Consider the following 13688-nt stretch of genomic DNA (forward strand, 5'->3'; position numbering starts at 1 on the left):
GAGGGGCGGTTTCGGATCTCTCCGAAATCGCCCCTCGATCAACGACTGCTTCCAGTCGGGACGACAGGATTTGAACCTGCGACCCCTTGACCCCCAGTCAAGTGCGCTACCAAGCTGCGCCACGTCCCGTTGCCCGTCTGACCTGGGGTTTCCCCGGGCCGAACGCGCAGGAAAACCATACCGCACTCGGGCCGGTGGTCGCGCATCGCTTTTCCGGGGCGCGGTCCGCCGTCAGCACTTCCGCGCGCGAGACGGTTCGGGCGTGGCCGCCGTGCGCTCGGATCCGGCCGCGGTCGCGTCGACCCGCACCAGTCCGCGCACTCTGGTGTTTTCTTCGCCAGCGCCTGTGGCGCCCGAAGCCCCACGCCTCGACGCAGGCCCCGGCGCGGTCTGCTGGATGCCGGGGCCGCGGAGAACGGACGGGTGCGTTACTGAACGCTGGTGCGGGCCACGGCCTGCAGTTGGCCGGGGCTCACCGGTTCCTTCGTTGCGTCGCGCGTCAGCTCGAGTCCGCCGCCGGTGCTGTCCACCCGCCAGACGGCGCCGTGCCGGTTCTCCCACTCGACGAAGCTGCCGGGAGCGCCGTCGAGCAGCTCCAGTTCCCGCACCAGCGTGTCCAGGGGAGCGAATCCGCGGGCGTCGCCCTTGCTCATGCTCTGGGTGCGGGTGTTGTCGTAGCGCATCTTGACGAACGGCACCTCGGCGCGGTCGAGCTTGTTCGGCTGGAGCATTTTGCGGAACCTGCCCCAGGCCTCTTCCTCGTTCTCGCTGCCGGAGATCTCACTGGCATAGGCGGGGAAGACGGCGTAGGTGACCGCGGACAGCTCCGGGTTCTCGGTGGCGTGGTAGCCGTGCACCTCGGCTGCCGCCACCCCCACGGTGTCGAACTCCGTCCCGTCGTGGTGGAAGCCGCCGATGGCCACCAGGGGCCGCCGCTGTTCCACGAAGGTGTCGTCATGGGCGCGCGCGTGGGCGAGCAGTGCCGTGACGAGCGCCTCGTCGTAGGGGCCACGTACGTTGACCTGCAGGTTGTGCCGGCCGTCGGTGGAGAGTGCGGCGGTGAAGGTGAACATCGGGTTCGGCGACCACCGCCACGCGGATGCCAGACCGGGAACGGGAGCGGCGCCGGGCATGGCGGGCAGGACGGATCCAGGGTTCATGAGGATGGCTCCTGTGCTCGGGCCGGGGCCCTAGCTGCATGAGTAGAGGGTGGGGTGGACATCCTGGCGGTAGGTGGCGTCCATGAGCGCACCACCGCGGGAGTTCTCGCTTCTCGTCATGGGCTCCATGTTGTCGGGGCGGTTGTAGAAGTCGTTGCGGGTGGCCCGGTCGGAACGGTAGCCCGTCTGGTTCCAGTGATCGACCACCGGTGTCAGGTGCTCGTACGTGAGCTGGTTGAACGGGATGACCTCGCCCGCTGAGTTGCGCCAGGTCAGATCGGACCTGGGAGTGCGTTCCATGATCTGACGGCCCTGGGAGTCGAGCCGTCCGGTGGGCCGCATCGGTGTGCCGCCCTGGGCGATGCCCTCGTCGGTCCATGCGGCGGCCATGGCGTCGTGGGTGGACTGGCGATAGCTGCCGGGGTACTCGGTGTCGCGGTTGTGGGTCTGTGCGGGCGAGTTCGGGTCCCTCTCCCACCGGCCGCCCTGGCCCCGGACGCGGATGAGGCCCAGCGGGTCGAGGAGAAGGAGCGGGTTGGTGACGTAGGCGTAGTCGTTCGGGTCCGGAGCCAGGCCCAGCGGATCGGCGCTGACGTAGCGTGCGGTCTCCGGGTCGTAGTAGCGGAAGTAGTTGTAGTTCCAGCCGGTCTCGGCGTCCGCGTACTGCCCGGGGAAGCGCAGGGGGCAGTCGGCTTCCGGGGCTGGGAGCGGTGCGCCGGTCGGCTGCCCCCAGGCCGTGAATCTGCGGTGCCAGACGATGCGGCCGTCCGCCGAGACGAGTTCGGTCGGCGTTCCGACGAGGTCGGTGACGATGGCGTAGAAGCGGGCGTCGGTGTCGCTCAGGTCGCTTCCGGCCCGGTCCGCCGCCGGCCGTTCGCGGCCACCGCTCACTGTCTGGGCGACGGGCCGGTGGGAACCTGGCGCGTAGTCCCAGGTGGTGACGGTGCCGTCGGTCTCGATCTGTTCGGCGAGGCGTGTTCCGTCCCAGCTGAACGTCGTCTCCTCCAGCACGTCCCCGCCGGTGCCGAGGCGTTGTTTGCCGACCCGGCGGCCGTCCGGATCGTAGGTGTAGTGCCACTCGGATCCGTCCGGCGCGACGGTCCGGACCAGGCGGTCCTCCGGGCTCCACCCGTAGTGGGAGGTGCGCCGTCCGCCGCTGAGGAGACGGACGGTCTTGCGGATCAGGCGCCCTTGGTCGTCGTAGGTGTAGGTGGTGCGTCCGGCGCGGTGCAGTCTGGTTCCGTGGAATCCGTGGGGCTGCGGCTCCGCGGGGCCGTCGTGCGGAGAGCTGGTGACGAGGTTGCCCGCGCGGTCGTACGCGTAGCTCTCCTCGCGGTCGGCGGTCCTGACCGCGGTCAGCCTGCCGACCGGGTCCACGTCGAACCGGCGGCTCTCCCCGAGCAGCTCGTCGATCTCCCTGAGCGCTCCGTCGAGGTCGTACTCGTAGGTGCGGTGCTGGAGCAGCTCACCGCGCACGTCTCCGCTGCCGCGGCTGGGCGTGGTCACCGACTGCCCGCTCAGCCGGCCGGAGCCGTCCCAGCTCTGGTGGAGCACCGCCTCCGTGCCCAGGGTCCTGCGGATCTCACGATGGGCGGTGTCGTAGTCGAAGCGCAGTTGGCTGCCGGCGCCGCTCAAGGTCTGCGGGTGGCCCGTCGCCTCGTAGGTCCAGGTCGAGGTGATGCCCGAGGGAGTGCGTCGGCTGATGCGGCGGCCGAGGGCGTCGTAGGTGTAGGTGGTGGTCCGGCCGTTGACCGTCTCGGTCAGGGTGCGGCCCATGGAGTCGTAGGTGCGTTCGACCGTGGTGTCGCGGTTGGCCGCGCGGAGCAGTGAGCCGGCGCTGTCGTACGTGTAGGTGGTGACCTCGTCCGCCGTGCGGTACTGGCGTGGCCGGCCGAGCAGGTCCACGGTCACGTCCGTGGTCTGTCCGGCGCCATTGGTCCACGACGTACGCTGCCCGGCCGCGTCGTGGGTGTAGGTGAGCGTGCGGCCGTTGAAGTCCGTCTCCCGGATCAGGCGGTTGGCCTCGCTGTAGGCGTACTCCCAGGTGCGGCCGTCCGCGTTGTGCACACCGGTCAGGTTCAGTTCGGTGTCGTAGGCGAACGTGTGGCGGCGGCCGTCCGGTGTGGTGCGGGAGGCCGGCTGGTGGAAGTGGGTGAACTCGTACGTGGTGACCGCGCCGTTGCGGGCCGTGTGGGAGACGAGGTTGCCTTCGCCGTCCCAGCTCCAGGCCTCTGTCGCACCGTCCGGGAAGGAACGCCACGAGGCCAGTCCTTCGACGGTCCAGCCGAACCGGTCGGTGGCGCCGGCGGGGTCGGTCACCGCGGTCACGCGTCCGAAGGAGTCGCGCCGCGCCCGGGTCGTCCGGCCCTCCGGGTCGGTGAGGGCCAGCGGCAGGCCGGCCGGGTCGGTCTGGATGCGCCGGGTGTGGCCGAGCGCGTCGGTGACCGAGAGGGGCCGCCCCAGAGCGTCATAGCTGTAGCGGGTGGTCGCGCCGGACGGGTCGGTGACGGACAGGCGATTGCCTCGCTCGTCGTAGGTGTAGCTCCAGAACGAACCGTCGGGGTCCGTGAGCCGGCGGGTGCGGCCCGCGTCGTCGTACTCGGCCCGGACGGAGCTGAGGTCCGGCCTGACCACCTCGGTCAGGTGGCCGGCCGCGTCGAAGACCTGCCGGGTGGTGCGGCCCAGCGGGTCGGTCCAGGAGACCAGGCGTCCGTTCTCGTCCCACTCCCGGCGGGTCGAGGCTCCCAGGGGGTCGGTGACCTGGACGAGTTGCAGACGCTCGTCGAACCGGTAGGTGGTGGCCCGGCCGAGGGAGTTCCAATACGTGTTGACGCGTGCCGCGTCGTCGTAGGTGAGGGAGCAGTCCAGGAAGCCGTCCGCTCCCCTGCCGGCCGTGACCCTGTGCCGCTCGTCGTAGGTGTAGCGGTACCAACCGCCGTTGCGGTCGGTCCAGCTCGTGATGCGCGACTCGGCGTCGTAGGTGAGCTCGAAGTCCCGGCCCTGCCCGTCCGAGACGGCGCGGAGATTGCCCTGCGCGTCGTAGCCGTAGCGTCGCACCACCGTCCACGGTGAGTGGGCTTCCGCGCCATACCCGTCCTCCGGTGAGCCGAGAACGCTCAGGGACGTGATCCGGCCGTGTTCCGTGGCGATGGCCACCCGGTAGCCGCCCGAGTGGCGCATCTCGGCGAGGACGCCCGCCTCGTCGTAGAGGAAGTCGATGCGGTGCCCATTGCGGTCGGTGATCGCGGCGAGGGGCAGGGTGTAGGCGGGGGTGTCACCGTCGCGCCGTGCACCGGGAGCGAAGTGGTGCGTCCGTCCGGTCTCGTCGTCGTGGACGGTGATCGTGCCTTCGCCGTCACCGTTCCACGTCAACGGCCGCCGAGGCCCCTCCAGAGGCAGGATCGCGGTGCCGGGCGCGGGAATCGGATAGGCCAGGAGCATGCCGTCCTCGCTCGCGAACACCACGCCCTGGTCGTCGATCTCCAGGCGTTGGTCCAGCGTCGAGGCCCAGCTCGGCCCGAAGCAGCGCCCCCAGCGGTAGGTCGAGACGTGGGTCCGCCGGACGATCAGCGGCAGGAGCCCGCCGAGTTCCAGGTCCACCTGCTCCATGAGCATCTCGCCGGACACCATGTCGATCGGGTCGCCGCCCCGGCACCGGCCCTTGTAGGGCTTGGCTTTCGCAAGAAGGTCCTTGGCACCGGAACGCAGGGTCTTCAGACCACCCCGCACGGCGGTGGCCATCCCCTTCATGCCCTTGGCGATAGCGCCGAGGGAGGTGAGGCCCTTGACTCCGGGTATGCAGTCCAGAGCCGCCAGCCCCACGTCCCACAGGGACGCCTGTCCTTTGCGGTATTTGTTGAGAGTGTCGGCGAGGACGACGAGTGCGGCCACGATGACGATCGCGGCGAGGATCGGCCCGCCGATGATCATCGCGACGATGCCGACGACGGCGACGACGACCTTGCAGACCGCGACGATGGTGTCCCAGTTGTCGGTGAACCAGTCGCCGATGTCCTCCCACCACGACCGGTTCTGGATACCGGCGTCGGAGGCCTCGTCGATCTTGTTCTTCGCGTCGCGGGCCGCGTCGTCGCGCATCTTGCGCGCGTCCGCGGCCATCTTCTTCGCGGCGTCCAGCGCGCTCTGCGCGGAGTCCACGGCCGACTGCGCGTTGGTCTGCGCCGTCTTGGCGTGCTGGACGTCCCGCGTGGCGGCACGGACCTTGCCCTCGTCCGGCTTGTCCGCGTCCGACTTGCTGCCCGTCGGATCGTCCTTGTACTTGTCGGCCTCCTTCGACGCCCGCGTCACCCACGAGTCCGCCGAGGACAGCTTCGACTGCGCCGAGGACAGGTCCTCACGCGCCTCCCGCGCCTTGCGCAACGCCTTGTCCGCCAGCGCCTGGGCCCGCTCCAGCTTCGGCCAGAAGTCGGCGAGGGCGTCGCCGCACATCCCGTACGACTTCTCGAGCTTCTTCAGGTTCTTCGGTACGCCCGAGAACTCCTCCTTGAAGACCGTCGCCGACTTGCCCGCCCACTCCGCGAGCGTGCCCTCCCCCGCCATGCCCTTCACCAGGCGCAGCGCGTCGGACACGTCATCGGCGAAGTCGTGCAGCGTCTTGGCGAGCGTGCGCACCCGCTGCGGGTCACCCGGGGTCGGGTCCTTGTCCAGGTCCAGGACATGCCAATCCGTCGGCCTGTGGCCCACCATCACGCAACCCCCGTCGACACCTGCCGGTGACATCAACCTCTTATGTGCACACGTGAACCTACTAGGCACGGAAGTTCGAGGAGAAGGCGCTCCCTGCGATCGCTGCCTCCACCTCGCAGGGACCATGTCCAGAAGGGCTGATCAGCATGGCTATGTCGTGCGGGCGGGCGTGGCCGATGACTTGGGCGGTCGGCGTGACGGTGGATCAGGCCGGTGCGGCGTCCAGGTTTGTCGTTACAGAAGGGCTAGGCTCACGAGCAGGTCCAGGCCGTTCTCGTCTGCCCGGAACGCAGCCAGTCCGGTTTCGTCCACGAGCATCCGTGCGTCGCCGGCCAGCCACAGAGCCAGAGCTTCGAGTATGTCTTCTGCGGCCGCCTCAGCTGTCGCGGTCTCTGCGTCCAGGGCCGCGGACACAGCGTTCCGGGCCTGCGCGACGGTGGGCGCCAGGCGGTGGCCGGTAGAGCCGTTGATGTACCAAGAGACCAGGATCACGCGGGAAGGCTATCCATCCAACGGCCCCGTTGATGAGGTATCGCCCGGGAAGTGCGCTCGCGCCACTCCCGGACTGCCACCCGGCGTCCCGGCGGCGCATCCCGAAGCACTCGGCCGGCTTCGGACCGGCGTGCGTCCCGACGGCTTGTACGACGAAAGCCGGGTTGAGCGCTTCCGCGCGTCGTACGTCCGACAGCCGGAGCCCCCCTCCGGCCCCGGCTGCCACGCATGCCCCGGATCATGCCACGGGGCACTGACAACGCCCGAGCGGTTTTCAGCCCCCGGCCGGCAGCCCCAGCCGGGGATGGGCCTCCAGCAGCCGGGGCGGGGCCGCCTGGCGCCAGGAGTCGGCAAGGATGTCGCGCAGTTCGTCCTCGCCCTCCAGGGCGGCGAGGCGGGCCCGCACCCAGGCGAACTGCGCCTCATGGCCCGCGATCCAGAACTTCCCCGGCTCGGCCAGCACGAGTTCGTCGCGCTCCTCCTTGGGGCAGCGCACCGCGATGGAGGTCTCGTCCTCGGGCAGTGTGGCGAACATCTTCCCCGCGACCCGGAACGTGGGCATGCTCCAGGCGACCTTCTCCGTCGTTTCCGGCAGGGACAGGGCGATACGGCGTACGTCTTCTGCGTCCGGCATGTCAGGCACGGTAACCGCCGCCACTGACATTCACCCGGCTCCGGCCGGGGCGCCCGCATCCCTGCCGACCTGCTTGAAGTAGAGCGTCGTCGGCCGCAGCCGCCCGCCCGGGTCAGCCGCGTAGTCGGGAATCGTTCCGGCACGGGTCCACCCGGTGGAGCGGTAGAGGTGCTCGGCGGGGCTGCCGGTCTCGGTGTCCAGGTGGAGCAGGGTGATGCCGGCCGCGGCGGCCGCCTCCTCGGCGGCGGTCAGGAGCCGGCGGCCCAGCCCCCGGCCGCGCGCCGCGCGCAAGACCATCAGCTTGACCAGCTCGGCGCGGTGGCGGCTGTTGGGCTTGTCGGGCAGGGCGAGACTCACCGTTCCGAGCACCCGGTCCCCCTCGTGCGCGATCCAGACGGCGAGTCGCCCGGCGGCGACGGCCGCGGCCCGCTCCCGCCACCAGGCGACGGCGTCCGCCCGGTCGAGCGGCGCGAGGAAGCCGACGGACGCGCCGCCCTCGACGGTGCCGGTCAGCAGGTCGGCCAACTCCTCCAGCAGTGCCGTGAGCCGCCCCTCGTCCACTTGCGTCACGATCACGGCAGCACCACCGCCAGCACATAGCGCGCGTCCTCGGGGCCGGCGCACCGGAACCTCGTCGGTCCCCACACCCGCGTCCGCAGGCAGTCCCCGGTGCCCAGGTGGTGCTCGACGTCCTGGGCCGTCACCTCCAGGGCCCCGGCCAGGACCCAGATGTGCTGTTCCAGGCCGGGCACGGGCGGCCTGTCGTAGGCGAGGTCGGCGCCTGCGGCGAGCCGTCCCTCGACCAGTTCGCCGCGCAGCCCGGCGTGCGGCGGGGACACGGAGCGGCGTACGAATCCGGCGGACCGGTCCTCCCACAGCGGCTGCTCGCCGGCCCGCACCAGCAGCGCGGGTTCCGTCTCGATCTCACTGAGCAGCCGGGACATGGTCCGTCCGTAGACGGCGCACAGGCGGTTCAGCAGGGAGGCGGTGGGGCTGATCTCCGCCCGTTCGGCGCGGGACAGCGTGGACCGGCTCGCTCCGCTGCGCTCCGCCAACTCCCCGAGCGACCAGCCGTGTTCGGCGCGCAGCTCGGCCAGCCGGGCGGCGAGCCGGGCGTCCACGAGGTCGGGAGCCTCCGGCCCCTCATCCCTGTCTCTCATATTCGGGACGCTATCCCGGATATGAGACGGCCGTGTTACGGAGACCTCACGCCCGGGCCGCCTCGTCGAGCGCCTCCAGGACCGGGCGGATCAGCGGGTGCTCCTCGGCTCCCCGGCGCACGGCCGCGAAGACGCGGCGGGTGGGCGCGATGCCGTCGACCGGGCGGACGACCACTCCTGTGAGGTCCGTGCCGTGCAGGGCCGAGCGCGGGACGAGTGCCACGCCGACGTCGGCCGCGGCGAGCGACACGACCGCGCGGAAGTCGTCCGAGGAGTGCTCCATGCGCGGCTGGAAGCCGGCGTGCTCGCAGGCCAGGACCACCACGTCATGACAGGGGTTGCCCGGGTAGGGACCGATCCACGAGTCCTTGGCCAGCTCCCCGAGCGGCACTTCGTCGGCGTCGGCGAGGCGGTGGGCGAGAGGGACGACCGCGTCGAAGGGCTCGGCGTACAGGGGGACGTGGGTCAGGCGCGGATCGTCGGCGGGCGGCGCCCCCCGGTACTCGACGGCCACGGCCACGTCGACCTGCCGGTCGAGGACCATCGGCAGGCTGGCGTCGCCCTCGGCGTCCTGGACGCGGATGCGGATGCCGGGCGCCGACTCGGCGAGGCGGGCCAGCGCGGGCGCGACGACCAGTGCGATACCGGTGGCGAAGGAGGCGACCGTGACCGTGCCCGCGTCGCCCGAGCTGTACGCGGCGAGTTCCGCCTCGGCCCGCTCCAGCTGGGCGAGGACGGCGTTGGTGTGGCTGAGCAGGATCTCGCCGGCCGGGGTCAGCCGTACGCCCTTGGCGCCGCGCTCGACCAGGCGGTGGCCGGTCTCCTGCTCCAGGGCGGCCAGTTGCTGGGAGACCGCCGACGGGGTGAGGTACAGCGCGGCGGCAGCCGCCGTCACGGTGCGGTGGTCCGCCACCGCTCGGAGGATGTGCAGCCGCCGTGCTTCGATCACGGGATCGATTCTCTCACCCGCCGCACCCGCCGCGCCCGTGGCCGCGGGTCACGCCCGCGTCAGGCGTCCAGCTCCTTGCGCGCCGCCGTGAAGGCGTCCACCGCGCGGTGCACGTCCGCCGTCGAGTGCGCGGCGGACAGCTGCACCCGGATGCGGGCCTGGCCCTGCGGCACGACCGGGTAGGAGAAGCCGATGACGTACACCCCGCGCTCCAGCAGCAGCTCGGCCATGCGGCCCGCCTTCGACGCGTCACCGATCATCACCGGCGCGATGGCGTGGTCGCCGGGGAGGATGTCGAAGCCCTCCTCGGTCATCCGGCGGCGGAACAGGGCGGTGTTCTCGGCCAGCCGGACACGCAGGTCGTCGGCCGACTCAAGGAGGTCGAGCACCTTGAGGGAGGCGGCCGCGATGACCGGGGCCAGCGTGTTGGAGAAGAGGTACGGCCGGGAGCGCTGGCGCAGCAGGGCGACGATCTCGGCGCGCGCGGCGACGTAGCCGCCGGAGGCGCCGCCGAGGGCCTTGCCGAGGGTGCCGGTGATGATGTCGACCCGGTCCATGACGCCGTGCAGCTCGGGGGTGCCGCGCCCGCCGGGTCCGACGAAGCCGACGGCGTGCGAGTCGTCGACCATGACCATGGCGTCGTAGCGGTCGGCCAGGTCGCAGATGTCGCGGAGCGGGGCGACGTAGCCGTCCATGGAGAAGACGCCGTCGGTGACGATCAGCTTGCGGCGGGCGTCGCCCGCGGCCTTGAGCTGCGCCTCCAGGTCGGCCATGTCGCGGTTGGCGTAGCGCAGGCGCCTGGCCTTGCTGAGGCGGATGCCGTCGATGATCGAGGCGTGGTTCAGGGCGTCCGAGATCACCGCGTCCTCGGGGCCGAGGAGGGTCTCGAAGACGCCGCCGTTGGCGTCGAAGCAGGAGGAGTAGAGGATCGTGTCCTCCTGGCCGAGGAACGCGGAGAGCCGGGCCTCCAGTTCCTTGTGCACCTCCTGGGTGCCGCAGATGAAGCGCACGGACGCCATGCCGTAGCCCCAGCGGTCCAGCGCCTCGTGGGCGGCGGCGACGACCTCGGGGTGGTCGGCGAGGCCGAGGTAGTTGTTGGCGCAGAAGTTGAGGACCTCGCCGGGGCGGCCGCCCGCGGTGACGTTCACGGTCGCGGACTGCGGGGTGCCGATCACCCGCTCGGGCTTGTGCAGGCCGGCGGTGCGGATCTCGTCGAGGGTGGCGCGCAGGTCGTCGCGCACGGAGTCGAACATGTCAGAAGCTCCTGGAAGAGGCGTTGGAGAGGGCTCTGAAGAGGCAGGTGACTTACGCGGTCCAGTCGAGGATGACCTTGCCGCCCTTGCCGCCGGCCGCGTCCTCGAACGCCGCCTCGTGGTCACGGTGGCTGTAGCGGCCGGTGATGACGGGGGCGAGGTCGAGGCCGCCTTCGAGCAGCACCGACATGGCGTACCAGGTCTCGAACATCTCGCGCCCGTAGATGCCCTTGACGGTGATCATCGAGGTGACGATCCGGGCCCAGTCGACCGGGAACTCCTCGGAGGGCAGGCCGAGCATCGCGATCCGGCCGCCGTGCGTCATGTTGGCGATCATGTCGCGCATGGCCTCGGGGCGGCCGGACATCTCCAGGCCGATGTCGAAGCCCTCGCGCAGGCCCAGCTCGCGCTGTCCGTCGGCGATGGTCGACTTCGACACGTCGAGGGCGAGGCTCACGCCGACCTTGCGCGCCAGGTCCAGGCGTTCTTCGCTCACGTCGGTGATCACGACGTTGCGGGCCCCCGCGTGCCGGGCGACGGCGGCCGCCATCAGGCCGATCGGCCCGGCGCCGGTGATGAGGACGTCCTCGCCGACCAGCGGGAAGGACAGGGCGGTGTGCACGGCGTTGCCGAACGGGTCGAAGATCGCGGCGACGTCGAGGTCGACGGGGACGCGGTGCACCCAGACGTTGGTGGCGGGCAGGGCGACGTACTCGGCGAACGCCCCGTCCCGGCCGACGCCGAGCCCGACGGTGGCGCGGCACAGGTGGCGCCGGCCGGCCAGGCAGTTGCGGCACTTGCCGCAGACCAGGTGTCCTTCGCCGCTGACCCGGTCGCCGGCCTTGATGTCGGTGACGTCCCGCCCGGTGTCGACGACCTCGCCGACGAACTCGTGACCCACGACGAGCGGAGTGCGGATGGCCTGCCGCGCCCAGCCGTCCCAGGCCCGGATGTGCAGGTCGGTGCCGCAGATGCCGGTGCGCAGCACCTTGATGAGCACGTCACCGGATCCGATGACGGGCTCGGGCACGTCCGCGAGCCGGAGGCCGGGCTCCGCCTTCTCCTTGACCAGCGCCTTCAACGCTACGGCTCCTGACGGTGAGGTCCCGGCGCCGGGCATGCAGAGGCAGCCCGCGTCCGGGAAGGGGAGGGGAATCGCACAGCAATCTGCCCTACGACACCGTCCCGGGTCCATCGAGCCTTTCTTAAGCCCGGTCGCAGCTTTCCTTCACGCCCTCACACCGCCCGCGCCCGCCGGCTCACAGCGGGAGCCCGTCCTCCGCGCTGCGTTCGATGCGCCGTACGAGATCGGCCGCCGTGGACTTGATCGTCGCCAGGCCCGCCTTCCCCCAGCTCCGAGGCCTTACGTCGGCGGCGGACACCGCGCCCAGCACCGTCCCCGTGCTGTCGATGAGCGGGGCTCCCAGGTAGGAGCGGATGCCGAACTCGTCGACCACCGGGTTGCCCGCGAAGCGCGGATAGTCGCGCACGTCCTCCAGGACCAGGGCCTTGCGCCGGACCACCACATGGGGGCAGAAGCCGTGGTCGCGCGGCTGGACCCGGGCGAACTCGGGACTGGTGCCGTCCCCCCGCGTCACCGGCGCGATCTCGGGCACCCGCAGGCCCGCGAAGAACTGCCCGCCCTCGACCAGGAAGTTGACCATCGCGTACGGCGCCTCGGCGAGATGGGCGAGATGGGCCGCGTAGGCGTCGAGGGCCGGATCCGGGCTTTTTGCCAGCCCGAGCCGGCGCAGCCGTCGCACCCGTGCGGGGGCCTCCCGGTCCTCGGGAGTGAGCAGCAGCCGTCCGACCGGGCGCGGCGGGTCATAGCTCATGGGCGGGCTCCGTCGCTGTGCGCGTGCGTCATGTGCGGCTCCGTGGCGGTGGGTACGGGAATCACCTGGGTCACCCGGGGATCACCTGTGGGCGCCGTGCCCCGTCGTGGGGGCCGGTGTGTGGGCGATGAGGTGGCGTACGAGGGTGAGCAGGGTCTGTACGCCGGAACTGGAGATCCGGGCGTCGCAGCGCACGATGGGGATCTCGGGATGGAGGTCCATGGCGGCGCGCACCTCCTCGGGGTCGTAGCGGTACCCGCCGTCGAACTCGTTGATCGCGACGATGAAGCCGAGTCCGCGCTCCTCGAAGAAGTCGACGGCGGCGAACGACTCCTCGAGGCGGCGGGTGTCGGCGATGATCACCGCACCGAGCGCGCCCTCGCACAGTTCGTCCCACATGAACCAGAACCGTTCCTGGCCGGGCGTCCCGAACAGGTACAGCACGTGTTCCGGGTCGAGGGTGAGGCGGCCGAAGTCCATGGCCACGGTCGTTTCGAGTTTGTTCTCGATTCCGTCGAGGTTGTCGGTCGCGGCGCTGACCGTGGTGAGCAGTTCCTCCGTGCTCAGCGGCGCGATCTCGCTGACCGCGCCCACGAAGGTCGTCTTGCCCACCCCGAACCCGCCCGCCACGAGGATCTTCAGCGCGGTGGGAAAGGGATCGGTGGTGTCGTGGCCGGATCCCGGGACGGGTCCGTGGCCGTAGTCAGAGCTGTCGTCGTAGTCCATCGAGCACTGCCTCCAGAAGGGCCCGGTCCGTGGGGTTGTGGTGGAACGAGGCGGGGGGTTTGGTGGTCAGCGCGCCGCAGTCGACGAGGTCCGACAGCAGCACCTTGGTGACTGCCACCGGAAGCCTCAGATGGGCGGCGAGCTCGGCGACCGGGAGGGGCGCCCGGCACAGGTCGAGTGCCTGCGCGTGTTCGGGACCGAGGTAACCGAGGGGGGTCGCCCCCGTGGCCATCACCTGGGACATCAGGTCGAGCTCGACGGTGGGCCGGGTACGGCCGTTGCTCACGGTGAAGGGGCGCACCAGCCGTCCGGCCGCGTCGTCGAGCCAGGGCCCGTCGCCGGCCGCGGCCACCCTCAAGGCCTCATCGCCGGGGGTTCGACGGCGTGCTGCCGGGGCGCGGTGACCAGGTAGGGGCGGACGCTCTTGACCAGCATCGCCATCTCGTAGCCGAGCACGGCCGCGTCGGCCTCGCGGCCGGCCAGCACGGCGAGGCAGGTGCCGGAGCCGGCGGTGGTCACGAAGAGCAGGGTCGAGTCGAGTTCGACGACGACCTGCCGTACGTCCCCGCCGTCGCCGAAGCGGACACCGGCGCTGCGGCCGAGGGAGTACAGGCCGGAGGCCAGGGCCGCCATGTGGTCGGCGCTGTCCGCGTCGAGGCCGTGGACGGATTTCACCAGTCCGTCGCAGGACAGGAGCACCGCGCTGGACGTGTGCGGCACGCGCTGCACGAGGCCGCTCATCAGCCAGTCGAGGTCGGATACATGGCCGGTC

Annotated in this window: 13 protein-coding genes and 1 tRNA gene; all 14 read right to left on the reverse strand. The window is 71.0% G+C overall.

Annotation, left to right across the window (positions count from 1 at the left end; all coding sequences use genetic code 11):
- Positions 1-55: 55 nt before the first annotated feature.
- A tRNA-Pro gene (locus EBH09_RS05015) sits at positions 56-129 on the reverse strand.
- Positions 130-428: 299 nt separating this feature from the next.
- Positions 429-1160, reverse strand: a complete 732-nt coding sequence (locus EBH09_RS05020) for a hypothetical protein (RefSeq protein WP_121745755.1) — start codon at positions 1158-1160, stop codon at positions 429-431.
- Between the two features lie 30 nt (positions 1161-1190).
- Entirely contained in the window at positions 1191-5867 is a 4677-nt protein-coding gene (locus EBH09_RS05025) for an RHS repeat-associated core domain-containing protein (protein WP_121745756.1), read from the reverse strand.
- 234 nt (positions 5868-6101) lie between these two features.
- Complete coding sequence (locus tag EBH09_RS05030) at positions 6102-6359, reverse strand: hypothetical protein (protein WP_121745757.1); 258 nt, start codon at positions 6357-6359, stop codon at positions 6102-6104.
- A gap of 274 nt (positions 6360-6633) precedes the next feature.
- Entirely contained in the window at positions 6634-6993 is a 360-nt protein-coding gene (locus EBH09_RS05035; RefSeq protein ID WP_193776111.1) for an MmcQ/YjbR family DNA-binding protein, read from the reverse strand.
- A 30-nt stretch (positions 6994-7023) separates the two neighbouring features.
- Positions 7024-7569, reverse strand: a complete 546-nt coding sequence (locus EBH09_RS05040; protein ID WP_121745758.1) for a GNAT family N-acetyltransferase — start codon at positions 7567-7569, stop codon at positions 7024-7026.
- Positions 7566-8153 carry an XRE family transcriptional regulator gene (locus tag EBH09_RS05045; protein ID WP_121745759.1) on the reverse strand — a complete coding sequence of 196 codons (588 nt, stop codon included), beginning with the start codon at positions 8151-8153 and terminating at the stop codon, positions 7566-7568. Before EBH09_RS05045 ends, EBH09_RS05040 begins: the two co-directional genes overlap by 4 nt.
- Positions 8154-8199: 46 nt before the next feature.
- On the reverse strand, positions 8200-9102 hold the full coding sequence (locus EBH09_RS05050; RefSeq protein ID WP_121745760.1) for a LysR family transcriptional regulator: 903 nt from the start codon (positions 9100-9102) through the stop codon (positions 8200-8202).
- A 59-nt stretch (positions 9103-9161) separates the two neighbouring features.
- Complete coding sequence (locus EBH09_RS05055) at positions 9162-10355, reverse strand: glycine C-acetyltransferase (protein WP_121745761.1); 1194 nt, start codon at positions 10353-10355, stop codon at positions 9162-9164.
- Between the two features lie 52 nt (positions 10356-10407).
- Positions 10408-11436: an L-threonine 3-dehydrogenase gene (gene tdh / locus EBH09_RS05060; protein WP_121745762.1), complete on the reverse strand. Its 1029-nt coding sequence runs from the start codon at positions 11434-11436 to the stop codon at positions 10408-10410.
- A 178-nt stretch (positions 11437-11614) separates the two neighbouring features.
- Positions 11615-12190 (reverse strand): GAF domain-containing protein, encoded by a 576-nt coding sequence (locus EBH09_RS05065; RefSeq protein ID WP_121745763.1) that lies wholly within the window; start codon positions 12188-12190, stop codon positions 11615-11617.
- An 81-nt stretch (positions 12191-12271) separates the two neighbouring features.
- The gene (locus EBH09_RS05070) at positions 12272-12916 is read right to left on the reverse strand and encodes an ATP/GTP-binding protein (protein WP_193776112.1); all 645 of its coding nucleotides are present in this window, start codon (positions 12914-12916) and stop codon (positions 12272-12274) included.
- On the reverse strand, positions 12894-13268 hold the full coding sequence (locus EBH09_RS05075) for a DUF742 domain-containing protein (RefSeq protein ID WP_193776113.1): 375 nt from the start codon (positions 13266-13268) through the stop codon (positions 12894-12896). The genes EBH09_RS05070 and EBH09_RS05075 overlap by 23 nt, the downstream gene beginning before the upstream one ends.
- A 2-nt stretch (positions 13269-13270) precedes the next feature.
- The coding region (locus EBH09_RS05080; protein WP_238697186.1) for a roadblock/LC7 domain-containing protein at positions 13271-13688 on the reverse strand (418 nt) is incomplete at its 5' end.

The sequence above is a fragment of the Streptomyces sp. E2N166 genome (assembly GCF_003671715.1).
In the GTDB taxonomy this organism is placed as follows: Bacteria; Actinomycetota; Actinomycetes; order Streptomycetales; family Streptomycetaceae; genus Streptomyces; species Streptomyces thinghirensis.

Excerpts from the sequence above, each read along its gene's own strand:
- EBH09_RS05020 (WP_121745755.1), bottom strand. The coding sequence starts at position 1,160 with ATGAACCCTGGATCCGTCCTGCCCGCCATGCCCGGCGCCGCTCCCGTT.
- EBH09_RS05025 (WP_121745756.1), bottom strand. The coding sequence starts at position 5,867 with ATGGTGGGCCACAGGCCGACGGATTGGCATGTCCTGGACCTGGACAAG.
- EBH09_RS05035 (WP_193776111.1), bottom strand. The coding sequence starts at position 6,993 with ATGCCGGACGCAGAAGACGTACGCCGTATCGCCCTGTCCCTGCCGGAA.
- EBH09_RS05045 (WP_121745759.1), bottom strand. The coding sequence starts at position 8,153 with ATGAGAGACAGGGATGAGGGGCCGGAGGCTCCCGACCTCGTGGACGCC.
- EBH09_RS05055 (WP_121745761.1), bottom strand. The coding sequence starts at position 10,355 with ATGTTCGACTCCGTGCGCGACGACCTGCGCGCCACCCTCGACGAGATC.
- EBH09_RS05065 (WP_121745763.1), bottom strand. The coding sequence starts at position 12,190 with ATGAGCTATGACCCGCCGCGCCCGGTCGGACGGCTGCTGCTCACTCCC.
- EBH09_RS05070 (WP_193776112.1), bottom strand. The coding sequence starts at position 12,916 with ATGGACTACGACGACAGCTCTGACTACGGCCACGGACCCGTCCCGGGA.